The organism is uncultured Pigmentiphaga sp. (genome assembly GCF_937950555.1).
In the GTDB taxonomy this organism is placed as follows: domain Bacteria; phylum Pseudomonadota; class Gammaproteobacteria; order Burkholderiales; family Burkholderiaceae_B; genus Pigmentiphaga.
In genome coordinates, this window is record NZ_CALFCW010000043.1 from 53,878 (window position 1) to 77,395 (window position 23,518).

20 protein-coding genes are annotated in these 23,518 nt (G+C 64.7%); 5 read left to right on the forward strand and 15 right to left on the reverse strand.

Annotated elements, in window-relative coordinates; translation table 11 throughout:
- Positions 1-11: 11 nt before the first annotated feature.
- The 8 genes from Q0319_RS11550 to Q0319_RS11585 form a co-directional block, all read right to left on the reverse strand.
- Positions 12-1,238, reverse strand: a complete 1,227-nt coding sequence (locus Q0319_RS11550) for an FAD-dependent monooxygenase (protein WP_296468084.1) — start codon at positions 1,236-1,238, stop codon at positions 12-14.
- Between the two features lie 108 nt (positions 1,239-1,346).
- Complete coding sequence (locus Q0319_RS11555) at positions 1,347-2,051, reverse strand: ABC transporter ATP-binding protein (RefSeq protein WP_363322272.1); 705 nt, start codon at positions 2,049-2,051, stop codon at positions 1,347-1,349.
- 23 nt (positions 2,052-2,074) lie between these two features.
- Positions 2,075-2,872: an ABC transporter ATP-binding protein gene (locus Q0319_RS11560; RefSeq protein WP_296468082.1), complete on the reverse strand. Its 798-nt coding sequence runs from the start codon at positions 2,870-2,872 to the stop codon at positions 2,075-2,077.
- A 1-nt stretch (position 2,873) separates the two neighbouring features.
- Positions 2,874-3,863, reverse strand: coding sequence for a branched-chain amino acid ABC transporter permease (locus tag Q0319_RS11565; protein ID WP_299452659.1), 990 nt, complete (start codon positions 3,861-3,863; stop codon positions 2,874-2,876).
- Between the two features lie 2 nt (positions 3,864-3,865).
- Positions 3,866-4,738, reverse strand: a complete 873-nt coding sequence (locus Q0319_RS11570) for a branched-chain amino acid ABC transporter permease (RefSeq protein ID WP_296468079.1) — start codon at positions 4,736-4,738, stop codon at positions 3,866-3,868.
- A gap of 33 nt (positions 4,739-4,771) precedes the next feature.
- Positions 4,772-5,908 carry an ABC transporter substrate-binding protein gene (locus Q0319_RS11575; RefSeq protein ID WP_296468078.1) on the reverse strand — a complete coding sequence of 379 codons (1,137 nt, stop codon included), beginning with the start codon at positions 5,906-5,908 and terminating at the stop codon, positions 4,772-4,774.
- 305 nt (positions 5,909-6,213) lie between these two features.
- The gene (locus tag Q0319_RS11580; protein WP_296468553.1) at positions 6,214-6,975 is read right to left on the reverse strand and encodes an ABC transporter permease; all 762 of its coding nucleotides are present in this window, start codon (positions 6,973-6,975) and stop codon (positions 6,214-6,216) included.
- Complete coding sequence (locus tag Q0319_RS11585) at positions 6,972-7,940, reverse strand: ABC transporter ATP-binding protein (protein WP_296468555.1); 969 nt, start codon at positions 7,938-7,940, stop codon at positions 6,972-6,974. Before Q0319_RS11585 ends, Q0319_RS11580 begins: the two co-directional genes overlap by 4 nt.
- Positions 7,941-8,163: 223 nt before the next feature.
- Here Q0319_RS11585 and Q0319_RS11590 point away from each other — a divergent pair, with 223 nt between their 5' ends.
- Positions 8,164-9,396: an NYN domain-containing protein gene (locus Q0319_RS11590; RefSeq protein WP_296468557.1), complete on the forward strand. Its 1,233-nt coding sequence runs from the start codon at positions 8,164-8,166 to the stop codon at positions 9,394-9,396.
- Here Q0319_RS11590 and Q0319_RS11595 read toward each other — a convergent pair.
- Entirely contained in the window at positions 9,384-10,487 is a 1,104-nt protein-coding gene (locus Q0319_RS11595; RefSeq protein ID WP_296468559.1) for a substrate-binding domain-containing protein, read from the reverse strand. The genes Q0319_RS11590 and Q0319_RS11595 overlap by 13 nt on opposite strands.
- A gap of 135 nt (positions 10,488-10,622) precedes the next feature.
- On the opposite strand from Q0319_RS11595, the gene Q0319_RS11600 reads away from it, so the two are divergent.
- Complete coding sequence (locus Q0319_RS11600) at positions 10,623-12,347, forward strand: NADH-ubiquinone oxidoreductase-F iron-sulfur binding region domain-containing protein (RefSeq protein WP_299452667.1); 1,725 nt, start codon at positions 10,623-10,625, stop codon at positions 12,345-12,347.
- The gene (fdhF, locus tag Q0319_RS11605; RefSeq protein ID WP_296468563.1) at positions 12,347-15,166 is read left to right on the forward strand and encodes a formate dehydrogenase subunit alpha; all 2,820 of its coding nucleotides are present in this window, start codon (positions 12,347-12,349) and stop codon (positions 15,164-15,166) included. Before Q0319_RS11600 ends, fdhF begins: the two co-directional genes overlap by 1 nt.
- A 236-nt stretch (positions 15,167-15,402) precedes the next feature.
- Here the strand turns inward: fdhF and Q0319_RS11610 are convergent, their stop codons facing one another.
- The 6 genes from Q0319_RS11610 to Q0319_RS11635 form a co-directional block, all read right to left on the reverse strand.
- Positions 15,403-15,750 (reverse strand): hypothetical protein, encoded by a 348-nt coding sequence (locus Q0319_RS11610; RefSeq protein WP_296468565.1) that lies wholly within the window; start codon positions 15,748-15,750, stop codon positions 15,403-15,405.
- On the reverse strand, positions 15,747-16,394 hold the full coding sequence (locus Q0319_RS11615) for a protein-methionine-sulfoxide reductase heme-binding subunit MsrQ (protein WP_296468567.1): 648 nt from the start codon (positions 16,392-16,394) through the stop codon (positions 15,747-15,749). Before Q0319_RS11615 ends, Q0319_RS11610 begins: the two co-directional genes overlap by 4 nt.
- A 138-nt stretch (positions 16,395-16,532) precedes the next feature.
- Positions 16,533-17,498 (reverse strand): protein-methionine-sulfoxide reductase catalytic subunit MsrP, encoded by a 966-nt coding sequence (msrP, locus tag Q0319_RS11620; protein ID WP_299452672.1) that lies wholly within the window; start codon positions 17,496-17,498, stop codon positions 16,533-16,535.
- Positions 17,499-17,660: 162 nt separating this feature from the next.
- Positions 17,661-18,947, reverse strand: coding sequence for a c-type cytochrome biogenesis protein CcsB (ccsB, locus tag Q0319_RS11625; protein WP_296466288.1), 1,287 nt, complete (start codon positions 18,945-18,947; stop codon positions 17,661-17,663).
- Between the two features lie 48 nt (positions 18,948-18,995).
- Positions 18,996-21,122 carry a cytochrome c biogenesis protein ResB gene (locus Q0319_RS11630; RefSeq protein ID WP_299452675.1) on the reverse strand — a complete coding sequence of 709 codons (2,127 nt, stop codon included), beginning with the start codon at positions 21,120-21,122 and terminating at the stop codon, positions 18,996-18,998.
- A gap of 122 nt (positions 21,123-21,244) precedes the next feature.
- The gene (locus Q0319_RS11635; protein ID WP_296466242.1) at positions 21,245-21,922 is read right to left on the reverse strand and encodes a c-type cytochrome; all 678 of its coding nucleotides are present in this window, start codon (positions 21,920-21,922) and stop codon (positions 21,245-21,247) included.
- 323 nt (positions 21,923-22,245) lie between these two features.
- On the opposite strand from Q0319_RS11635, the gene Q0319_RS11640 reads away from it, so the two are divergent.
- On the forward strand, positions 22,246-22,770 hold the full coding sequence (locus Q0319_RS11640; protein ID WP_296466245.1) for a gamma carbonic anhydrase family protein: 525 nt from the start codon (positions 22,246-22,248) through the stop codon (positions 22,768-22,770).
- Between the two features lie 88 nt (positions 22,771-22,858).
- Positions 22,859-23,482, forward strand: coding sequence for a ribosome biogenesis GTP-binding protein YihA/YsxC (gene yihA / locus Q0319_RS11645; RefSeq protein ID WP_296466250.1), 624 nt, complete (start codon positions 22,859-22,861; stop codon positions 23,480-23,482).
- Positions 23,483-23,518 lie beyond the last annotated feature (36 nt).

Sequence of the window (23,518 nt, forward strand, 5' to 3'; positions counted from 1 at the left end):
CAGGCCTCCGCTCACGCCGCCATCGCCTGGCGGTTGAAGCGCTCCGTGCAGCTCGTCGCGTCGTAGACGTAGACCCAGTTGGCCTGGATGCCCACCGCGTTGGGATTGAGCAGCTCGCGCCAGCGATACAGGAGGTCGCGCTTGAACTGCGCCCACGGCGAAGGCAGGTGATAGGTCCTGCCCCGTTCGCGTGCCTCGAGCTGCACCCGGCTGGTCCGCGGCCGCCGCTCCGCCTCGTACGCATCGAGGGCAGCCGGCACGTCGCCGCGGTAATGCTCCAGCGCGGCGGCAAGCACGTAGCCGTCCTCGATCGCCATCGCGGCCCCTTGTGACAAGAAAGGCAACATCGGGTGGGCCGCATCGCCGAGCAGGGTCACGCGCCCTTTTGACCACTTCGGCATCGGGTCCCGGTCGAACAGGCCCCACTTGTAGACGTCCTGCGTGCGGCTAAAGAGCTCGATGATGTCGGGATGCCAGCCTTCGTACGCTTTCATCAGCTCTTCGCGGCTGCTGCGCACGTTCCAGGACTCTTCCACCCAGGTGTTCGTTTCGCTGACGGCGACGATGTTCACCGACGCGCCGCAATTGACGTAGTACGTCACAATGTGGCCATGCGGCCCCATCCAGAACGCCGCGTCGGGCCGCACGAACTTGAGCGGATGGTGATCCACGGGCACCAGCGCACGCCAGCACATGTGTCCGGTGAAGCGGGCCGCCTCGGCGCCGAACAGCGCATCGCGCACGATGGAGCGCACGCCGTCGGCGCCCACGATGAGGTCCGCCTCGTACTCGGTGCCGTCCGCGAAAGACGCTACTGCGACGTTGCCTTCCGTGCGCACGCCCGTGCACTGGGTACCGAGCGTCGCGCCCTTGCCGTCTTGCAAGTGCTGCGACAGGATGGCATGCACGTCGGCCCGGTGCACGTGATAGAACTCCGCCCCGTAAATCTGCGGGCAGCTATCCTTGAGCGGCGTCCGGAACAGCTCGCGGCCGGAGCGCCAATTGCGCCCGACCATGGCGTTCGGAAGAAAGCCGACCCGCTTCAGATCGTCTCCCAGGCCCAGCGCCTTGAGCACTTTGACCGCGTTAGGCGTGATCTGTACGCCTGCGCCGACTTCGCCGAAGGCCGGCGCCCGCTCGAACACATGATGTTCGATGCCGCGCAACGTCAACGCACGGGATAGCGCCACGCCTCCGATCCCGCCACCCACGATGCCTACGCGTAGAGGACGACTCATACAGCTTCTCCCTTCTCGCAACGGGTGCGGCAGAAGCCGCCTCCGTTAAATAATTAATCAACAAATTAATAATGTCCGATACCCGGCCCATGGCTTGGCCGTCGCTGCTCACCCTCCCAGATAGGCGGTCAGCAACTCCGGATCCTCCAAGAGCCCGGCGGCCTCCCTTTCCGCGACGATGCGCCCGGTTTCGAACACATAGGCGCGGGAGGCCGCCTGCAATGCGTTGTGCACGTTCTGCTCGACCAGCAAGACGGTCACGCCGTGCCGGTTGATCTCGCCCACTACGTCGAACACTTCCGCCGCCATCTTGGGGCTGAGCCCCAGGCTCGGCTCGTCCAGGAGCAGCAAAACGGGCTCGGACATGAGCGCGCGCCCGATCGCCAGCATCTGCTGCTCGCCGCCGCTCAAGGTGCCGGCCAGCTGGCCGTGGCGTTCCTTCAGCCGGGGAAAGCGTGCGTAGACCTTTTCCACGCGCTCCTGCACCGTTTGCTGCGAACGGCAGAGGTACGCGCCAAGCACCAGGTTTTCGTATACGGTCATGGCAGGCCAGACATGCCGTTCTTCCGGGCAATGCGCGATGCCTAGCTTGACGATGCGGTCCGGCGGCATGCCGCCTATCTCCGCCCCGCGAAAACGGATACTGCCGCGGGAGGGTTTGAGCAGGCCGGAGATGGCGCGCAGCGTCGTGCTCTTGCCGGCGCCGTTCGCACCGATCAGGGCTACTGTTTCGCCTGGCCGCACGACCAAGTTGATCCCATGCAGCGCCGCGGTCTTGCCGTAGCCGACGTGCAGGCCTTCCAGTTCAAGCAGTGGCAAAGCCGGTGTCGCGTCGCTCATGCCGCACGCCCTCCGCCCAGGTAGGCCTCGACCACGGCCGGGTTGCGCTGCACTTCCGCAGGCGCACCTTCTGCCAGTTTCTCTCCGAAGTGCATGACGACCACCCGGTCCGATACATTCATGACCAGCCCCATGTTGTGTTCGACGAGCAAGATCGACGTCACGTGGGAGCCGCGCAACTGCTTGAGGATGCGGCCCAGGCCCAAGGCTTCCTGGCTGTTCAGGCCCGCTGCGGGCTCATCCAGCATGAGGAGGTCAGGCTTGGCCGCCAGCGCCACGCCCACCTCCAGCAGGCGCAACTCCCCGCAGGAGAGCAGGTAGGCCGGCGCATTCATGCGCTCGCCCAGTCCCATGATATGCACGATGCGCTCGGCTTCCTCACGCGCCGCGCGCTCCGTCTCGCGCACGGCGCGGCCGGGAAAAAACGTCCGCCATAAGCCCTGCCGCGTCTGCAGGTACCTACCGGCCAGGACGTTTTCAAACACCGACAGGGACTTCAGGATGTTCGTTTTCTGGAAGCTGCGGACGACCCCTTTCTTTGCCATCTGGTAGGGCTTGGCGCCGGTCACGTTCTCCCCCTTGACGAACACCTGCCCTGCCGTCGGCGTGTAAAAGCCCGTGATGAGGTTGAAACAAGTCGTCTTGCCCGCGCCGTTCGGGCCAATCAAGCCGACGATCTCGCCTTCCCGGACCTGGAAGCTAATGTCCTTGACGGCCTTGATGCCGCCGAAACTCTTGCTCACGCCGCGCACCTCGAGCAAGGGCGCGTTGCCGAGCGGATGCACGGTCCCCATGTCAGACTCCTTGGCGCCGAGGCGCGATGGCGACCGCCACGGGCGGGGCGGCCGTAGGCCGCACTTCCCGGCGCGTCGCGAGAAAACCCATCAGCCCCCGGGGCAGGAACAGAACGATGCCCATGACTGCGAGGCCGAACAGCGATAGCCGGAGCTCCTTGGCTTCGCGCAGGTATTCCTCCAGGAAGGTCACCAACAGCGCGCCGAGCAGCGGCCCGACCAGCGTCCCCTTGCCGCCTATTAGCACCATGATGATCATGCTCACCATGAAGGCGAAACGGAACACCTCGGGCCCAACGAACGAGATGTAATGGGCATAAAAGCCACCCGCCATGCCGGCCAGCAGGGCGCCGAGCACGAATGCCAGCATGGCATAGCGGAAGGGCCGGATGCCGACGGATTGCGCCACGTAGCGATTCTCCCGCACTGCCACCGCTGCCCGGCCCGCGCTCGAGTAAACGAAGCGATACGCGAGGTATAGCGAGATCGCCAATACGCCCCATGCCAAGTAGAAATAGAACTGCCTGGTCGCGAGGTTGCCTGCCTGGGCCAGCCAGGAGGGCTGCGGCACGCCGGCGATGCCCATGGGCCCGTTGGTGAAGGCGACCCAGTTGTCCGCCACCAAGCGCAGCACCTCGGCGAACGAGAGTGTCACGATGACGAAGAACGGACCTTGCAGCCGAAGCGTGATGCTGCCGATCAGCAGCCCCATGAATGCCGCCAGCAGGCCCGCGGCGGGAATGGTGGCCCACATGGGCCAACCGAGCTTGGTCGACAGCAGCGCGGCGGCATAGGCTCCGGTTCCCAGGAACGCGGTATGCCCCAATGAAAACTCCCCGACGTACCCGACGATGAGGTTGAGGCTGGTCGCCAGCACGGCATAAAACAACACCATGATGGCAACGTGCAAGAGGTACTGGTCACGGATGACCAGCGGCAGCAGGGCGGTGATCAGCAGCGTCGCCAGAAGTGCATTGCGTTCGAATCGCATGGTCAAGCCCTCTCGGCACGCCGGGAGAACAGTCCGTAAGGACGGAACACCAGCGTGAGAATAACGATGGCAAAGCCGATGATGTCGACCCAACCCGTGGCCACATAGCCTCCCCACAGCGATTCGGCGATGCCCAGGAGCAGCCCTCCCACCACCGCGCCGGCAAAGCTCCCCATGCCGCCGAGGATCACCACCACGAACGCTTTCATGCTGACCAAGCCGCCGATGGAGACTTGCGCCGAATAAATGGACCCCAGCAGCATCCCCGCCATCGAAGCGATGATGGTGCCGAGCGCGAACGTGCATGCATAGATATTGGCGGTCTTGATGCCGGCCAGCTGCGCGGCCATCGGATCCTGGAAAGTGGCGCGCATGGCCCTGCCCAGGCGGGTTTTCTGTATCAGCAGGTACGCCGCCAGGATGAGCACCGCACATACGGCGACGGCGAACAGGCGGATCTTGGTGACGACGATGGGCCCGAAGAACACCGGCCCGCTCGATACCGGACCTTCCACCTTCAGCGGTGCGGTACCGAACACCAGGAGTGCCGTATTGGCCAGGAAGATGGACAGCCCGATCGTCAGCAGGATGCCCGGCTCCTCGCCCTGGCTGCGAATGCGCTCGATCAAGACGCGATCCACGAGCCAGCCGAACACTCCCATCACCAGCGCCACGAGGGCGAGCCCCGTCAGGAAATCCAACCCCAGGGCGTTCGTCACCCACCAGCCCATGACACCGCCCAGCATGTAGAGCTCGCCATGGGCAAAGTTGACGACCCGCATGAGGCCGAGGATGAGGGTCAGCCCCAGCGCCGAAAGCGCATAGAACGACCCGATCACCAGCCCATTGACCAAGAACTGCGGCAATACGTCCATCTCGTCTCCCGGCTCAGCGCGCTGTGAGGCCGATCAAGGCTTCTCAGTCGGGGCCTGCGCCACGACCTTGGGCTCGCGGCCCTGGATTTGGACCAGCACGACGTTGAAGCCGTAGCCTTCGCCCTTGTCGGTGAAGCGGAAGCGGCCATTGGGCGCCGCATAATCCGTCTTGCGCAACGCATCCCGGATGGCGTCGGCCTGGGTGTTGCCCGCGCGCTCGATCGCCTCCATCAGGATGTTCAGCGCGTTGTAGCCCGCCGCACCGTATTTGCCAGGCTTTTCCTTATAGGCGGCGCTGTATGCCTTGACGAACGCTTCGTTCAGCTCGCCCGGCATGCTCGACGCATAGGGTACGGCGGCGTAGATCCCCTCGGAGGCGTCGCCGGTCAGGCCGATGAAATCGGATGTCGCCCACGAGCCCACGCCGAAGATCTTGGTCTGGATGCCGAACTCCTTGAATTGCTTGACGAGAATGGAGCCGTCTTGCGTCTCGGCCGCGACGAACACGCCATCGGGCTTGGCCGCGCGCAGCCGCGTCAACAAGGTGTAGAAATCGGTGGCACCGTGATCGAAATATTCCTTCATCACGGTCTTGACGCCGAGCGCAGTCAAGTCTTTGGAGAAATCCTCCACGCTCCCGCGCCCCCAGTCGTCGTTGACGCCCACATAGGCGACGGTTTTCAGCTGGAGTTTCTCGGCGAGGATCTTGCTGAACGTCTTGGACATCAGGCGGTCCGTCTCGGCCGACCGGAAGAAGTATTGCAGGCCCTTGTCCGTCAAGTCAGCCTTGGACGACACGCCGGTCAACAAGGGCAGCTTGTATTTCTCGGCCACTGGCATGATCGCCGCCGTGGCGGAACTGCAGAATGCGCCGGTCAGCGCCGCGACCTTGTCGCGCACGATGAGCTTCTCGGCAGCGTTCACCGAGTTGGCCGGCCTGCACTGGCCGTCTTCGATGATGAGCTCGATTTTCCGGCCCAGCACCCCGCCGGCAGCATTGCGCCGCTCGACCGCCAGCTTGGCGCCGTTGACATAGGTGACCCCGTTGTAGGCCACCGACCCGGTGAGCGGCTGGATGACGCCGATCTTGATGGCGTCCTGCGCCGAGGCCGCGGACGACGCCCCCGCCAACGCGCTTACCACCAACAATGCATAAGACAGCTTCCGCATAGCAACCCTCGCAATGTATTGGTTCAAGAAGTGCCAACCGCTGATGGCCCATCGTGGCGCCGGATCCGCTCGCGTCCCGGCATTTTCGATTAATTAAACAAATAATTAATTTATTGATGTATTAGGGTTTACGTGAGGCACGACGACCAGGAAAAAAATAATTGATCGACTCAATAATTTAACGGTAGGCGAGCGCCGGGCAAGCATAAAAAATGCCACCCCGGCCTCCCAAGGCGTGGCGGCCGGCCGCCACGCCGCCAGGTGCACCAAGCGCGGTCGCGGCGCACCGCCGTGGCGCGGCTCGCTTACGTTTTGAGCTTGTACCCGGTGCGGAATATCCAGGCCACGATCAGCAGGCAGGCTGCGAGGAATGCCAGCGTCATCCCCAAGCTCACGGCCACGTTGACGTCGGACTGGCCATAAAAGCTCCAGCGGAAGCCGCTGATCAGGTACACCACCGGATTGGCGAGGGTGATCTTCTGCCAGATTGGCGGAAGCATGCTGATCGAATAGAAGGCCCCGCCCAGAAAGGTCAGCGGCGTGACGACCATCAAGGGAATGATTTGCAGCTTTTGGAAGTCGTCCGCCCACAGCCCAATGATGAAGCCGAACAGGCTGAAGGTCAGCGCCGTCAGCACGAGGAACCCCGCCATCCATGCGGGATGCTCGATGTGATACGGGACGAACAGGCGGGCCGTCACGAGGATGAGCACGCCCAGCATGATCGATTTGGTGGCCGCCGCGCCCACGTAGCCGATGACGGCCTCCACCGGCGAGACCGGGGCCGAGAGCAGCTCGTATATCGTTCCCGTCCACTTGGGCAGGTATATCCCGAACGAAGCGTTGGAAATGCTCTCGTTGAGGAGCGACATCATGATCAAGCCGGGAATGATGAACGCCCCGTAGCTGACGCCGCCGATCTCGCCCATGCGCGAGCCGATGGCGGTGCCAAAGACGATGAAATACAAGGAGGTGGACAACACGGGCGAAGCGATGCTCTGGGTGATGGTGCGGAACGTGCGCGCCATCTCGAACCGGTAGATCGCACGGATCGCATGGAAATTCATGATGTTTGCTCCTGGACCAGGCTCACGAAAATATCTTCCAGCGAACTCTCGCTCGAATGCAGGTCCTTGAAGTCGATGCCCTGCTCGTTCAGCGCCCGCATGAGCGCGGCAATGCCCGTCGTCTCCGCTTGCGCATCGAAGGTATAGATCAGTGCATGCCCGCCATCGGCGAGCTCCAGTCCGTAGCCGGCCAGCGCTGCGGGAATCGAGGCAAGCGGCGCCTGCAATTGCAGCGTCAGTTGCTTCTTGCCGAGCTTGCGCATGAGCGCCTGCTTTTCCTCCACGAGCACGAGCTCCCCTTTGTTGATGATGCCGATGCGGTCGGCCATCTCCTCGGCTTCCTCGATGTAGTGGGTAGTCAGGATGATGGTCATGCCCTCGTCCCGCAGCCGGCGCACCATCTTCCACATGTCGCGCCGCAGTTCGACGTCCACCCCGGCCGTCGGCTCGTCGAGGAACAGCACCTTGGGCTCGTGCGCAAGCGCCTTGGCGATGAGCACGCGGCGCTTCATCCCGCCCGACAGGGTCATGATCTTGGCATTGCGCTTGTCCCAGAGCGAAAGGTCGCGCAGCACGCCCTCGACGAGGGCGGGATTGGCCGGGCGGCCGAACAAGCCGCGGCTGAAGCTGACCGTCGCCCATACCGTCTCGAAGGCGTCCGTCGCCAGCTCTTGGGGCACCAGGCCGATCCGGGACCGCGCGGCCCGGTAATCGCGCACGATGTCGAACCCGTCCACCAGCACCGTCCCCGACGAGGCCCGTGTCAAGCCGCAAACGATGCTGATGAGCGTCGTCTTGCCAGCACCGTTCGGACCGAGCAGCGCGAAGATTTCCCCCTTGCGTATCTGGAGATCGACGCCCTTGAGTGCTTGGAAGCCGTTGGCGTAGGTTTTGGCGAGCCCCGAAATGGCTACGATGGCGGGCGCTTCGCCGGCGAGCGGCTGTCGTGTCGGAGTGGGCTGCATGATGTCGTGGCGGCACCGCCGGGAAGAAAATGGACACTGCGGCAACTCCGGCGGTGGACAACGAGTGTATAGGATGCGTATTCCCCTCGCAGCGTCTGATTCCGCGAAAGACCGTTCCGCCGTCGCGAATAATGCCCTGGCGCCGCGCAGGACCGCGGAACCGGTATCATCCTAATCTCGCGGCGGGACCCCGCCCGCCGTCGCACCATCGGAGCACCGCCCCATGAACACCATCCCGGACAACGTCAGCATGGCGCTGTTCTGCGACTTCGAAAACGTGGCCCTGGGTGTGCGCGACGCCAAGTACGAGCGCTTCGACATCAAGCTGGTGCTCGAGCGCCTCCTGCTGAAGGGCAGCATCGTAGTCAAGAAGGCTTATTGCGACTGGGAGCGCTACAAGGGCTTCAAGGCGACCATGCACGAGGCCAATTTCGAACTGATCGACATTCCTCACGTGCGCCAGTCCGGAAAGAATTCCGCCGATATCCGCCTCGTCGTCGACGCGCTGGACCTCTGCTATACGAAATCGCACGTCAACACCTTCGTCATCATCAGCGGCGACTCTGATTTCTCGCCGCTCGTCTCTAAGCTGCGCGAGAACGCCAAGCAGGTCATCGGCCTAGGCGTGAAGCAATCCACCTCCGACCTGCTGATCGCCAACTGCGACGAATTCATCTTCTACGACGACCTGGTACGGGAAACCCAGCACGCGTCGCGGCGCGATGCACGCGCATCGTCATCGGCCAGCCGCCGCCCCCACGAAGAAGACAAGCACCGCAAGGACGACCTGGAAGCCCGCCGCGAACAAGGCATTGCTCTGGCCGTGGAGACCCTCGACGCGCTGGCCGCAGAACGCGGCGACACCGGCAAGATCTGGGCATCCGTCCTGAAGGAAGCAATCAAGCGCAGAAGGCCGGACTTCAACGAGTCCTATTACGGCTTCCGCGCGTTCGGCAACCTGCTGGAGGCCGCCCAGGCCAAGGGGCTCCTGGAATTCGGGCGAGACGACAAATCTGGCGCCTACGTCTCTCGCATTGGCAACGGCGAGCACGCCCTGCTCGACGCTTCCCCCGCCAGGCCCGCGCCAGCACCCGCCACCCAGCAGCCAGCCGAGGAGGCCGCACCCACGGCGGCCAAGCGCAACGAGAAACGGCGCACCGCGCGGCCTTCGAACAAGAATGCGGCGGCTCGCTCGCGCGAGACGCCCGCCGACAGCCCTGCCGCCACGCCCGCAGTCGAACCAGCTCCGCAAGCGCCCCTGCCCGTGGCCGCACCGTCGCCCGAGGCGGCCACACCCGAGCCTGCACCGCCCTCTCCGGAGCCGCCGGCATCCGTGCCGCCACCGCCCGAAACGCTGCCCTCTGCCCCGGCCAAGAAATCGCCGCGCAAGACGGCCCGCAAGAGTGCGCCGCGCAGCCGCGCGCGCAAGACGGCCGTGGCCAGTCAGGAGGACTGAACGCTGCTCGACGCGGGGCCGAACGCTTGGTCCAGCGTCAAGACTGCGCCCGTCTCGACGGGCTCGTAACCGGGCAGCTCCTCCAGTCTGTCCACGAAGCCGGGCGTTTTCAGTATGGCGAGCACCTCATCGAGGCGCCCGGCGTGAAGCGACGCCTGCTCGACCGCGAAGAAATACCGCTCGGTGGCGAGAGGGACGAAATCAAGCCCAAACCGTCGCGCGGCGGTCTCGATGCCAAAACCGACGTCCGCCATGTCGCTCGCGATGTAGGCTGCCACCGCCGCGTGCGTGAACTCCGTGCTGTCGAAACCATTGATGCGGCCGGGCGACACCCCCGACCGCCCCAGCATGAGCTCCAGCAGCATGCGAGTCCCCGACCCCTCCTGCCGGTTGACGAAGCGCACGCCGGGCCGGCCCAGATCGGCCAACCGCCCGATGCCTTTGGGGTTGCCGGGAGCGACGAACAAGCCCTGTACCCGCAGGGCAAGCTGGATCAACACGTGTTTGCGCGGGTCCAGCCATTGCAGATATCGTCGCGCGGCCTCGCCTTCGAACTCGCCCAATGGCACGTGGAAGCCGGCCAAATCGCATTCGCCCCGCGCCAGCGCGGCGACGGCCTCCGTGCTATTGCGATAACGGAGTTCCACCGGGATGTCGGCCGCATTGATCCAATCCACCAACGCAGCGACGGCGAAGCCGTGGCTGGCGTATAGGCGCAAAGGGGGTTGATCGGGGGTGACGGCCTTGCGGATCTCGGCCTCCAGCTCCGACGCCAGGCTGTCGAGGGTCGGCGACAGGCGCGCGCGGATGCGCTCTTCCGCCAGCAGCAGCACCATGCCCAAGTGACTGAGCCGCGTACCCCGTCCTGGCTGCTTTTCGAGCAGCGGCGTGCCGAATAGCGCCTCGGCGCTGCGCAACAACCCCCATACGTGGCGATAGGACAAGCCTTCCTGCCGGCCGGCTGCAGCGATGGAGCCCGACGCCCGTATGCGGCCGAGCAGTCGCAACAGCAAGGCAGTGTCGACCGGGGGCCGAAGCGATGCATCCGTTCCATGGATGTGCCAGCTCGGCTGGATAGCAACCTTAAACATTATGCAATCCTAGACATATTCTTTTGCTTGGGTTTCTTTGTTAGAGTGGGCTTGAACAAAACAAAAATATGTTCTGAATTACATATTTTAGCCGTCCGCCCTGCCTGTCCGCGACGCACGGCTGCCGAGATTCCCATGGAACAAAAAGTCATCCCCATCGTGGCGGCAGCGCCCACGCGCGAACGCAAGCGCCGGCACCCCAAGGGCCGCCGTGTGGATCCCGCTGCGCTGGCCGAAGTCCGGGCGCTGCTCGGCGACGCACCTCGCCGGCGCGACCTGCTGATCGAACACCTGCACCGCATCAACGACCGCTATGGCCAGCTGGGCACCCGCCACCTGGCGGCCCTCGCGCAGGAATTGGGCATGGCCCAGGCCGAGGTGTTCGAAGTCGCATCCTTCTACCACCACTTCGACGTGGTGCGCGACGACGATCGGTCCGAGTCCGGCGTCGCACCGCTCACGGTCCGGGTCTGCACGAGCCTGTCCTGCGAAATCGCCGGGGCCCCATCCTTGCTGGCGCGGCTGCAGGAAATCCTCGGCCCGGACGTACGGGTGCTGGAAGCGCCCTGCATGGGCCGCTGCGAACAGGCGCCGGTTGCCATGGTGGGACAAAACCCCGTTTCGTGCGCCTCGCCCGAAGCCGTGCGCAGCGCCGTCGAGAACGGCCAGACGCGAGAACTTCCGGGCTCGTACACCGACTATGCCACCTACCTCGCTCAAGGCGGGTACCGGCTGCTACGCGAATGCGTGCATGGACAGCGGGACGTGGAATCCGTGATCTCTGCACTCGAAGACTCGGGGCTGCGCGGCCTTGGGGGCGCCGGCTTTCCCGCAGGCCGCAAATGGCGCGCGGTGCGCGCAGAACCCGGCCCGCGCCTGATGGCGGTCAACATCGACGAAGGCGAGCCCGGCACCTTCAAAGACCGTTACTACCTGGAACGCGATCCGCACCGCCATCTTGAAGGTCTGCTCATCGCCGCCTGGGCTATTGGCGCGCAGACCGTCTATGTCTACCTGCGCGACGAGTATCCCGGCTGCCGCGCAATACTCGAAAAGGAACTGCAACGCCTGCGCGACGACCCGCCGGTCTCCCCGCTGCCCGCCATCGAATTGCGCCGCGGAGCGGGAGCTTACATCTGCGGGGAGGAGTCGGCCATGATCGAATCCATCGAAGGCAAGCGCGGCATGCCGCGCTTGCGGCCGCCCTATGTCGCCCAGGTCGGTCTGTTCGGCCGGCCTACGCTCGAGCACAACTTCGAAACGCTGTACTGGGTGCGCGACATTCTCGAGCGAGGAAGCGACTGGTTCGCCTCGCATGGCCGACGCGGCCGCAAGGGATTGCGTTCCTTTTCGGTATCGGGGCGGGTGCGCAAGCCCGGCGTCCACCTGGCGCCGGCCGGCATCACGATCCAGGAGTTGATCGACGAATACTGCGATGGCATGCAGGAAGGGCACGAGTTTTACGCCTATCTGCCGGGCGGCGCCTCCGGCGGCATCCTGCCCGCTTCGATGAACGACATCCCGCTGGACTTCGACACCCTGCAGCCTTACGGCTGTTTCATCGGCTCGGCGGCCGTCATGGTGCTCTCGAAGCACGACAGCGCCATCGGGGCCGCGCGCAACCTAATGCGTTTCTTCCGAGACGAGTCTTGCGGCCAGTGCACGCCTTGCCGCGTCGGCACGGCCAAGGCCCTCGAGCTGATCAGCAAGCCGCTCTGGGATCTCGCCCTGCTGCGGGATCTTTCCGCCGTCATGCGCGACGCTTCCATCTGCGGACTGGGACAAGCCGCGCCCAACCCCGTGGATTGCGTCATCAAGTATTTCCCCCATGAACTGGGGCTGCAAGAAGAGAGCCGCTGATGAATGCCGTCAACCGCCGCGAACTCGGCCTCGAGCCCGCCACCGTCACTTTCACGCTCAACGGCATGGAGGTGAGCGCCGCCGAAAACGAAACGCTGATCCAGGTGGCCGCCCGGCTCGGCATCGAGATTCCCCACCTTTGCTACAAGGATGGACTGGAGCCGGCCGGCAATTGCCGCGCGTGCATGGTCGAAATCGAAGGGGAACGGGTCTTGGCCCCCTCGTGCTGCCGCACGCCGCGAGAAGGCATGGTCGTCACGACGCAAAGCGAGCGCGCGGTGCAAGCCCAGAAGATGGTGCTCGAGCTGCTGCAGTCCGACATGCCAGAAACCGTCTACACGCGCCACAACGAAGTCGGCCTCTGGGCGGAAAAACTCGGCGTCGCCAAGCCTCGCTTCGACGCGCGGCCGCAGCCTTGCGCCGACACCACCCATCCGGCCATTGCGGTCAACCTCGACGCCTGCATCCAGTGCACGCGCTGCCTGCGGGCTTGCCGCGACGAACAGGTCAACGACGTCATCGGGCTCGCCTACCGTGGCCACCAGGCCAAGATCGTATTCGACATGGACGACCCCATGGGGGCCTCCACCTGCGTGGCCTGCGGCGAATGCGTACAGGCATGTCCGACCGGGGCCCTGGCGCCGGCGCGCGGCGCGGCGCTGGCGGTGCCAGACAAACAAGTGGACTCCGTATGCCCGTACTGCGGCGTGGGCTGCCAACTGACTTACCACGTCAAAGACAACCGCATCCTGTACGTGGAAGGCCGCGACGGCCCGGCCAACCACGCGCGCCTGTGCGTCAAGGGCCGCTACGGCTTCGACTACGCCCACCACCCGCATCGCCTCACCCGGCCGCTCATCCGGCGGCCCGACGCGCCCAAGCAGCCCCATGCCCCGATGGATCCAGAGCGCGTGATGGAAGTGTTCCGGGAAGCCACGTGGGAGGAAGCGCTGGACCTGGTGGGCCAACGCCTGCGCGCGATCCGCGACACCTACGGCAAGCGCGCCTTGGCAGGGTTCGGATCGGCCAAGGGCAGCAACGAAGAAGCCTACCTGTTCCAGAAACTCGTGCGCACGGGCTTCGGCAGCAACAATGTCGACCACTGCACGCGCTTGTGCCATGCATCGTCTGTCGCGGCGCTGTTGGAAGGCATAGGCTCGGGCGCGGTTTCCAACCCGGTGATGGACGTCGGCAAGGCCGAAGTGGTGATCGTCATTGGGGCCAATCCGACGGTAAACCATCCTGTCGCCGCCAGCTGGATCAAAAACGCGGTCAAACAAGGCACTAAGCTCATCCTGGCCGATCCCCGGCGATCGGACCTCGCACGGCATGCCTACCGCTTCCTGCAATTCCAGCCAGATACCGACGTTGCGCTGCTCAACGCGATGATGCATGTCATCGTGCATGAGGGACTGGTGGACGAAGCATTCATCGCGAGCCGGACCATCGGCTACGAGGAACTGCGCAAGAACGTCGAGGGCTACAGCCCGGAACGCATGGCACCCATTTGCGGCATCGACGCCGACACCATCCGCCACGTGGCACGCCTCTATGCGACCTCCAAGGCCTCGATGATTCTCTGGGGCATGGGCGTTTCCCAGCACGTGCATGGCACTGACAACGCCCGGTGCCTGATCGCCCTGGCGCTGATGACGGGCCAGATCGGGCGCCCCGGCACGGGGTTGCATCCGCTGCGGGGCCAGAACAACGTGCAGGGCGCCTCGGATGCGGGCCTGATTCCGATGATGTATCCGGATTACCAGCGCGTCGACAACCCGGCCGCCCGCAAGAAATTCGAAGACCTCTGGGGCGTCCCGCTCGACCCCAAGCCTGGATTGACCGTCGTGGAGGTCATGCACGCGATCAAGGCTGGCGAGGTGCGGGGCATGTACATCATGGGCGAGAACCCGGCCATGTCCGACCCGGACGCCAGCCACGCACGCGAAGCCCTGGCGGTGCTCGACCATCTCGTCGTGCAAGATATCTTCCTGACCGAGACGGCCTATCTCGCCGATGTCGTCTTGCCGGCCTCGGCCTTTCCCGAAAAAACCGGCACCTTCACCAACACCGACCGCACCGTGCAAATGGGCCGGCAAGCCTTGCAACCGCCGGGCGATGCGCGCCAAGACATCTGGATCATCCAGCAGATCGCCGCGCAAATGGGGCTGGATTGGAACTACCGCGACGTCTCGGAAGTGTTCGACGAAATGCGCCGCGCCATGCCGAGCATAAGCGGCATCACGTGGGAACGGCTGCAAGCCGAGCATGCCGTCACCTACCCGTGCATGAAGGAAGGCGACCCTGGCGAACCGGTCGTGTTCAGGACGGAGTTCCCGACCGAAACCGGCCGGGCACGCTTTGTGCCGGCAGACATCATTCCAGCGGCCGAACGTCCGGATGAGGACTACCCCATGGTGTTGATCACCGGACGCCAACTCGAGCACTGGCATACGGGCAGCATGACGCGGCGGGCGTCCGTGCTCGACGCGATCGAACCCGACCCCGTGGCGCTAGTACACCCGCTGGACCTCGCGGACTTGGGCGGCAAGCCAGGCGACATCGTGACCCTCGAATCGCGCCGCGGCCAAGTCTCGCTTTATGCCCGCGCGGACGAAGGCACGCCCCGGGGCGCGGTATTCGTGCCGTTCTGCTACTACGAAGCCGCCATCAACAAACTAACGAATCCCGTGCTGGACCCGTACGGCAAGATCCCCGAGTTCAAGTATTGCGCGGTGGCCATGCGGCTGGGCGGAGAACCTCCGGTGCAGGGAAGCTACGGCGGCGGAAGGTTGCTGGCAACCGATACGATAAGTGCATGACGCGCTGCGGGCAGCCCCAAGGCCCAGTGGGCCTTGGGGCCAGCCCACTGGGGCCAGGGACCGGGCATCGCGCCAGGCCGTGCCGCTATCGTGATAGATGATCTTCGTCTCGGTGAAACCGTGGCGCGCCTCGTAGCCGTGAAGCCGCCCGATCCCGCTCCGGCGATAGCCTCCCGTTTCGGCCTGGCTTCGCGGCGTCATACGCCGCGTGTTGGCGCGCTGACGCCGCGTGGCCCTCACGCCGTGTACATTTCTTTGCCGTCGTTCAGGTTTAGCCAACCCTTGACGATGCGGTAGATGAACCAGATGAAAGCGACGAACCAGACGACCCAGCCAATGAATAGCCATACCGTCAAGGCGCCCACGATGCCCCACAGGACGGCAAACCAGAAAGTCCGGATTTGCCACCGGAAATGGCTTTCCAACCATGTACCGGCCACATCGCCCTTCTTGATGTAGTTGATGATGATGGCCGCAATGCTGCTCACCCCGACCACGAGCGATAGCGCATAGAGCGCATAGATCACCATCGTCAGGTTCTTGGCGGACTGCAATTTGGCAGAGTCGGCCGTGACTTCGTTCATGGAGCACCCCTGTGGTTATCGTGAGGCGGTCTGGGCGCATGCTTGGCCGAAAGGCCTCCCTGCTGGCGCCTGCGCCACTGCACAAGGCGCCACCCCATCAATCCCGCGAATACCAAAGTGTAGATAAACACCGCGGAAAAATCATTTTTGCCGGCTTTCTGCCACCAATAATGCAGCAGCACCGCCACGCCGATGGCGTAGACCAGCCTGTGCACGCGCTGCCACCAGCGCCCCAGCCGGCGCATCCAACCGCGCGTGGAAGTCGCCGCGAGCGCGACCAAGCCGACGAAGCCCGCGAAGCCCACGGCAATGAAGGGCCGCCGGGCGATATCCTGCGCGATTTCGGCCGCGTCGAACCACTGGTCCCACCATACATAGCTCATGAAGTGCAGGCAGGCGTAGAAAAACGTAAACAGCCCGCACATGCGGCGCACCTGTAGCAAGGCGGGCTGCCCGAGAAGCTGCCTGAGCGGCGAGATGGAGAGCGTCGCGAGCAACGCGACCAGCGTCCAGGTGCCGGAGGAACGGGTGAGGAATTCCACCGGATTGGCAGTGAGGCCATCGGCCAGCCCCAGCCATACCCACCGGGCCAAGGGCAATAGGAAAACCGCAAATAGCAGGAGTTTGAAGCGCCCCGCGGGCATGCCGAAAATCCGCGGGCCAACCCTGGATGCGGGCGCCCGCCTTGGCGCGACCGGTGAGCCGGTCATTTCATTTTCCATGGCACGCGCCCCCTGTGCAGATGAAGGCGAGCGCGCAGGCGCGGCGCACGCAGCCTCCTGTCAGTAGTATCGGGCGAGGTCCATGCCGCTGTAGAGCGACGCCACCTGCTCGCCGTAACCGTTGAACTTCAAGGTCTTACGCTTGGGCGAAAACAGGCCGTCTTCGCCAATGCGCCGCTCCGTCTCCTGGCTCCACCGGGGGTGCGGCACCTCGGGATTGACGTTGGCATAAAAGCCATACTCGTGGGGAGCGGCCCGGACCCAGCTCGTCATGGGTTGCTTTTCCACGAAGCGAATCTTCACCAGCGACTTGCCGGATTTGAATCCATACTTCCACGGCACGACCACCCGCACCGGCGCCCCGTTCTGGTTAGGCAACGTTTCGCCGTACACACCGAAGGCCAGGAGCGTCAGTGGATGCATGGCCTCATCCATGCGCAGCCCCTCTACATAAGGCCAGTCGATCACGGGCACGCGCAATCCGGGCATGGTGTCCGGCTGCATGGCGGAGACGAACTCGACGAACTTCGCGTTCCCGGTGGGCTCGACCCGCCGGATCAGCGCGGAGAGGGAATACCCTATCCACGGAATCACCATGGACCACCCTTCGACGCAACGCAGGCGGTAGATGCGCTCTTCCAGCGGCGCCAGCTTGCGCAGGTCGTCGATCGACAAGGTCTGCGGCTTGAGTACCTCGCCCTCGACGGACACCGACCACGGCGAGGTGCGGAAACGCCCGGAGCGGCTCGACGGATCCCCCTTGTCAGTGCCAAATTCGTAGAAATTGTTGTAGGTGGTGACGTCCTTCTGGGAGGTAGGCTTGTCCATCACCACGTACGCACCGTTCCGCGCCGCCGGTAGCTTGACGCCTGTCGTCTGCGCGAAGGCGCGCCGGTCAGTCCACCCCGAGAGCCCCATGGCCGAGGCAGCCAATCCGGCCTGCAGTATCCATCGGCGCCGGTCGCGGTAGACCTGTTCAGGCGTGATTTCGGAAGGTCGTACATCGGAAGGCCTGCGTATCAGCATGTCGCTCTCCTGTAACAGGCAGCGCGCGGCGGCCGCCGCCTCTGGCGCGGTGACGCACTGTCTCGACGATAGACAACGCCAGGCGGGGGAAGGTTCGCCCGCGTCGCCGCGCAGGCACCCAGGCACGCGAAAAAAGCGGCCTTCGCCCTGGGCGGGCGGGGGTTACAGCTCGCCGTAGGAATGGAGCCCCGAGAGAAACATGTTCACGCCCAGGAATGCGAAACCGGTCACCAGCAGACCCACCAACGCCCAATAGGCTGCCAGGCTGCCGCGCAGTCCCTTGATGAGGCGCATGTGCAGCCAGGCCGCGTAATTGAGCCACACGATCAGGGCCCAGGTTTCTTTGGGATCCCATTGCCAATAGGCGCCCCACGCGTCGGCGGCCCACAAGGCGCCCAAGACCGTAGCCACCGTGAAGAACGCGAACCCCACCGCGATGGCCTTGTACATGATGTCGTCCAACACCTCGAGGGAAGGCAGGTGCTCGGCGAGGCGCCTGCGGCCGAGCAAGATGCCGCCGACGATGAGCGCGGCCACGCCCGCGTAAACCATCCAATACGCGGGCATGCCCGTTTGCCGGAACACCATGGGCTCGACGGCGAGTAGCACGCCCAGCACGAACAGCGGTGCCAGCCGCACCCATGAGGCGGTCTTGCCGTGGGCCTTCACCAAATAGGCGAAGGCGACCATGGCTGCCAACGAGAACGTGCCGTAGCCGATGAAGTTGGCGGGCACGTGCAATTTCATCCACCAGCTCTGGAGGGCGGGCACGAGCGGCTGGATCTGCTGCGCCCCCCGGTCGAAGGTATACCAGAGCAAGAAAGCCACGGCCGATGCAATGACGAGCAGCACGAATCCGCCCAAGGCGCGCGTTTCGTACCTGCGCTCGTAATAAAGGTAGAACAGCGCCGTAATCAGGGAGAACAGGATGAACACTTCGTACAAGTTGCTGACCGGGATGTAGCCGATGTCCGGGCTCAGCAGATAGCTCTCGTGCCAACGCACCAAGAGGCCGGTCAACCCAGCGAACACGGCCCCCCAGGTCAACGCGGTGCCGAGCCAGGCAGCCGTGGCGCTGCGCGCCAGCAGCCCTATCCAGTAGCAGGCAGTGGCCAGCACGAACAGGGCGCACATCCAGAGAATGGCGGACTGGGACGACAAAAGATACTTGAGCAGAAACGCCTGTTCCGCGCGGGCCAGCTCGCCTTGGTAGAGGCCCAATGCCAGGCCGCTGCCTGCGGCCACCGCCAGCATCAGCACGCGCAGCGGCCGCCAGAGCCAGCCCAGCCATGCCATGACCGCAACCGCGCCCACGAGGATAGCCTTGTCGTAGCCGGTCATGATGTCGCCCACCCGGTGGAAGGCGAACGCCGCACCGACGACCAGCAACAGCGCAAAGGCGGCATCCGTCCAATCGACTTTGCGGCGGCCGTCGCTGCCGCCGCGCATCGGCCGACCTGCATCCCCGCGGGTGAGTGACGTCAATTCCATGCTTGGCTACCCTTTCTGGTGCAGCGGCAATGCGGCGATGTCCGCCTTGAGCCGCTCGAATTCCTGGTTGAAATCCAGCGTGCGCCGCTGGGAAGTCATGGCCATGAGGCTGTGTGCGCCCTGCCCGCCGGCGCCCGGCTTGATCCACAGCCAGACCCGGCGCTCGCGGATGTAGAGCATCGAGAACACGCCGAGAATCAACAATACGCAGCCCAGGTATACCGCATTTTTGCCCGGCGTCCGGCTGACCTGGAAGACGCTGGCCTGGACGTGGCGGAAGTCCTTGAGCCCCAGCACGACAGGCGCGGGATACAGGAAGAGGTCTGACAGGGCGGCGACCGCCGCCTGGTTCCACGCGGCCGCCTCGGCGGCGCCCTCCCCGTCCGTGGGCAAGGGCGGCAGCCCGCTACGCTCGCGGGCGACGGCCCGCAGCTCGGCCATCGCGCCACCCAAGAGCTTGACGACCACGTCGGCCGCCCGCTGCTGCTCCGCGGCCGGAACATTGGACTCCAGGAACCGCGCGATCGACTGCAAGCCGCCGCCGGCAAACGTGTCGAGCGCCCGCTCGGCCGACTCGCGCAACTGCGCAGTCAGCTCGTCATCACCCGCGGCCGGCCTGTTGGCCGCGGCAAAGCGCCGCGCGGCCAAGGCCCGCGCCTGGGGGTCCTGGAGCGCGGCGCGCAGGGCCATGAATTCCTTGAGGGAGCGGTCGGCATCGGCGGGCATGCGCACATAGCGGAAATCCTCGTCCGGACTGGCACGCACCCCCGTCAAAAAGACCGGCACGCCATCGAGCTCGATGGGCAACATGTAATTGTGGAATTCGTGCGCCTGGCCGCTCGCGTCGCGCAGCTTGTACTGCACGCTGGGCCCGACATTGCGGAACGCATCGTTCTGGCCAGGCCGGGCCGCGCTGCCCGCGACTGCGGCCACCTGCTCGCGCAGTGCCTTGGGCTGGGCCGCCCCGACCCCGCCGCCGGCGAAGTTTTCGACGTTGATGGGGCGAAACCCGCTGAACTCGACAGAGAGGTCCTTCAGGGCCTCGTTGCCACCCGCATCATCGGCCACCAAGCGCGCCGTGCCGCCTACCGTGCCCGAGACCGGAAACGTGTAGGGCTGACTGCCGCGCAACGCATAGCCAGTCAGCTCGAGGGAGCTCCCGCCGTCGTCGAAACTGGATTGGTAGACCGTTATGCCCTTGTACCGAAGGGGTTCGTTGACCTTGATGGTGGCGGGGAAGCGTTCCCCGGTGCCGTGGTCGGTAACCTCTACTTCGCTCGCGAACAGGCGGGGCATCCCCGTCGAATAGTATTCGACGACGAATTTCTTCAGTTCCAGCGTGAATGGCAGGGGCTGCACCAGCGCCCCGTCGTCCACCATCACGATGGCGTTGCGCGTCTGGCCGCCCTCGGGCACCAGGACATTGCCCCGGAAGCTCGGATTCCCGGGCCCCAGGCGCCCGGACGCCGGCACGTCCGCGATGGCCATGTTCTCGAACAAGGGTTGCTTGCCGCCGAACCAGATCTGCAGCCGGATGGGCAGTTCGCTGTCCAACAGCCCGCCGATGCAGACGATGACGATGGCGGTGTGCGCGAAGATGTAGCCCAGCCGGTTGCCGCTGCCGGTCTTGGCCGCCACCAGGGAGGCCTCGCCGCTGGACTTGATGCGCAGCGCGTATCCCCGCCGGCGGAGCAAGCCCGCAACTTCATCGGCGACTTCCGCAGGCCGCGCTGCAGCCGACGAAAACTCGGCATGGTGGTGAAACGCGCGCAGGCTGGCTTCGCGGACGTGCTCCCTGAACGAGCGCATGTCGCGGATCATCTTGGGCGAGGTGCGAAGGATGCACAAGCTGGTGGACACCACCAGGAAGCCCATGATGAGCAGGAACCACCAGGCGTTATAGACATGGTAGAGCGAGAATACGTCGAACACCTCGTACCAGAACGGGCCGAACTGGTTGACGTAGTTGTTCGACGGCTGGTTCTGCACCACGACCGTGCCGACGACGCTCGCCAAGCAGATGAACACCAGCAGGCTCACGGCGAACCGCATGGACCCCAGCAATTCGAACAGGTCAGCCCCGAGACGTCGGGGGGCCGGGCGGGATGCTGCGGAGGAAGCTGTCGTCATCATGATGGAAATGCGGGTTTCGCCGCGCGGCGCGGGAGCGATCGTCCGCGCCATGGAATGCAAAAGGGGCGGATAGCCCGCCCCTCGAGTGACCGCTCGCGACTACGGTGGTTCCGGCGATGCGGTCAGCGCAGGCCGGCGATGTAATCAGACACGGCCTTGATCTCGGCGTCGGACATCTTCTCCGCGACTTGGGTCATCGGGAGGCTATTGGCCCGCGCGCCGCTGCGGAAGGCCACCAGCTGGGACTCCGTGTACTCGGCGAACTGGCCCGCCACGCGGGGATACTGGGAAGGAATGCCGCTGCCGTTGGGACTGTGGCACGACGCGCAGGCGGGCACGCCCTTGCTCGGGATGCCGGCGCGGTAGATGCGCTGGCCGAGCTCGACCGTGTCTTTGTTCTTGGCAACCGCAGGCTTGAGGGCCTGGGCACCGAGATAGGCGGAAATATTACGCATTTCCTCGTCGGTGAGGCCAGCCGCGATGGCGTTCATGACCGCATTGACGCGCTCGGGCTTCTTGGCGCCTTCCTTGACCTTGAAGTTCGCCAATTGCTTGTAGAGGTATTCCGGGTGCTGCCCGGCCAGCTTGGGATTCGCGGCACCGGGGCTGTTTCCGCCCGGGCCATGGCAACTGGCACAGGATATGACGTTGCGAGACGGATCGCCGTCGTTGAACAGCTGCTCGCCCTTGGCCAGGTCGACCTTGGGCCGGGCCGTGGCATCCGCTGCCAGGGACGGCGCGGCCGCCGCACCCAACATCGCACCGCTCGCAATTAGCATCAGGGACAGCACACGCTTCATGAAAACCTCGACCTAAATTCCTAAAAATCAGGTTGGGATATGCGACTCGCGGATGCCGTGTCTCCTGCCATTCCTGCCGGACCAGCCGTTCGAGATACGGCGGAAAATCTTCCAGCAGGCGTCTCCGCGGGGCCCACTACCCCTTTATTTCATTCGGCCGGCTCACGCCGGAGGTGAACGTTCTTTTTTACTGCGAGTTCTTGTACTGCAATGCTGCCGCCGAAAGCGCAAAGGCCCCGTGCAAGCGCTTTCCGACTTTAAGAAACCTCTTATTATAGCAACTACAACGTAGCCGATTGAAAACTATTCAGCAGAAGATCCACATGGCGGTATATCAGCTCGGGGCCGATGCGCCCACCATCCACGAATCCGCATACGTTGCCGAAGGCGCCACCGTCATCGGCAAGGCCCGGCTGGCCGAAAACTCGAGCGTCTGGCCCGGGGCGGTCATCCGCGCCGACAATGACGACATCGTCATCGGCCATTCGAGCAATGTGCAGGAAGGCGCAGTGCTCCACACCGACCCAGGCCTGAAGCTGATCGTCGGCGACTACGTGACCGTCGGCCACCAGGCCATGCTCCACGGCTGCACGATAGGCGATGGGTCCCTCATCGGCATCCAGGCCGTGGTCCTGAACCGGGCCGTGATCGGCAAGAACTGCCTCGTGGGCGCGGGGGCGATCGTGACCGAAGGCAAAGTCTTTCCCGACCGGTCGTTGATCCTGGGCGCGCCGGCCAAGGTGGTGCGTGAGCTCACGGACGAAGACATCGCGCGCATCCGCCAAGGGGTGGAAAGCTACGTGGCGCGGCAGCGGCTGTTCAAGCAGCACCTCAAGCGGATCGACTGAACGGTGCCGCCAGCGCCCCGCGAGGCCGGCCCAGGCCCGGCCTTACAATAGACGAGTCCTGACTTCCCTCGCCGCGCCGCGACGCCCTGTGTCCATCCTTCATCGCGCCCATTTCACGACCTCCGCCGCCCGGCTCGACCAACTGCCCGCGCCAGGCGCGCCGGAGGTTTGCTTCGTCGGCCGATCCAACGCCGGCAAGTCATCGGCGATCAACGTCCTCACCCAACAGAAGCGCCTCGCGTTTTCGAGCAAGACGCCCGGACGCACGCGGCTGATCAACATGTTCGGCATCCCCGATCCGCTCGAGCCTGAGCGCGACCTGGGATTCCTCGTCGACCTGCCCGGCTACGGCTACGCATCCGTGGCCAAGGAAGACCGGTCGCAATGGGCACAGGTGCTCGGCGGCTACTTGCGCGATCGCCCCTCGCTCGCCGGCGTGGTGATGCTGGTGGACATCCGCCGCGGCGTCACGGACCTGGACCGGAATCTGGTGGACTGGATCGCGCCCTCGGGCAGGCCCGTGCTGGCCCTGCTGACCAAGGCAGACAAGCTGCCCTACGGGCAGCGCGTCAAGGCTCAATTCGCCGCCAAGAAAGAGCTGGCCGCCATCGGCGCGCTGCACACGGTCGCGTTTTCCGCGACGCACCGCCTCGGGCTGGAAGAGGCCGCCGCGCACATCGAAGGATGGCTGCTGCCGAAGACCGCACCGTGACGGCCGTGACGGTGCGATGGTATCTTGCGCAGGGAG

Bases quoted from the DNA above. Each gene is read 5' to 3' on its own strand.
- Q0319_RS11550 (WP_296468084.1), bottom strand. From the start codon at position 1,238: ATGAGTCGTCCTCTACGCGTAGGCATCGTGGGTGGCGGGATCGGAGGC.
- Q0319_RS11560 (WP_296468082.1), bottom strand. From the start codon at position 2,872: ATGGGGACCGTGCATCCGCTCGGCAACGCGCCCTTGCTCGAGGTGCGC.
- Q0319_RS11565 (WP_299452659.1), bottom strand. From the start codon at position 3,863: ATGCGATTCGAACGCAATGCACTTCTGGCGACGCTGCTGATCACCGCC.
- Q0319_RS11570 (WP_296468079.1), bottom strand. From the start codon at position 4,738: ATGGACGTATTGCCGCAGTTCTTGGTCAATGGGCTGGTGATCGGGTCG.
- Q0319_RS11575 (WP_296468078.1), bottom strand. From the start codon at position 5,908: ATGCGGAAGCTGTCTTATGCATTGTTGGTGGTAAGCGCGTTGGCGGGG.
- Q0319_RS11580 (WP_296468553.1), bottom strand. From the start codon at position 6,975: ATGAATTTCCATGCGATCCGTGCGATCTACCGGTTCGAGATGGCGCGC.
- Q0319_RS11585 (WP_296468555.1), bottom strand. From the start codon at position 7,940: ATGCAGCCCACTCCGACACGACAGCCGCTCGCCGGCGAAGCGCCCGCC.
- Q0319_RS11590 (WP_296468557.1), top strand. From the start codon at position 8,164: ATGAACACCATCCCGGACAACGTCAGCATGGCGCTGTTCTGCGACTTC.
- Q0319_RS11595 (WP_296468559.1), bottom strand. From the start codon at position 10,487: ATGTTTAAGGTTGCTATCCAGCCGAGCTGGCACATCCATGGAACGGAT.
- Q0319_RS11600 (WP_299452667.1), top strand. From the start codon at position 10,623: ATGGAACAAAAAGTCATCCCCATCGTGGCGGCAGCGCCCACGCGCGAA.
- fdhF (WP_296468563.1), top strand. From the start codon at position 12,347: ATGAATGCCGTCAACCGCCGCGAACTCGGCCTCGAGCCCGCCACCGTC.
- Q0319_RS11610 (WP_296468565.1), bottom strand. From the start codon at position 15,750: ATGAACGAAGTCACGGCCGACTCTGCCAAATTGCAGTCCGCCAAGAAC.
- Q0319_RS11615 (WP_296468567.1), bottom strand. From the start codon at position 16,394: ATGCCCGCGGGGCGCTTCAAACTCCTGCTATTTGCGGTTTTCCTATTG.
- msrP (WP_299452672.1), bottom strand. From the start codon at position 17,498: ATGCTGATACGCAGGCCTTCCGATGTACGACCTTCCGAAATCACGCCT.
- ccsB (WP_296466288.1), bottom strand. From the start codon at position 18,947: ATGCGCGGCGGCAGCGACGGCCGCCGCAAAGTCGATTGGACGGATGCC.
- Q0319_RS11630 (WP_299452675.1), bottom strand. From the start codon at position 21,122: ATGATGACGACAGCTTCCTCCGCAGCATCCCGCCCGGCCCCCCGACGT.
- Q0319_RS11635 (WP_296466242.1), bottom strand. From the start codon at position 21,922: ATGAAGCGTGTGCTGTCCCTGATGCTAATTGCGAGCGGTGCGATGTTG.
- Q0319_RS11640 (WP_296466245.1), top strand. From the start codon at position 22,246: ATGGCGGTATATCAGCTCGGGGCCGATGCGCCCACCATCCACGAATCC.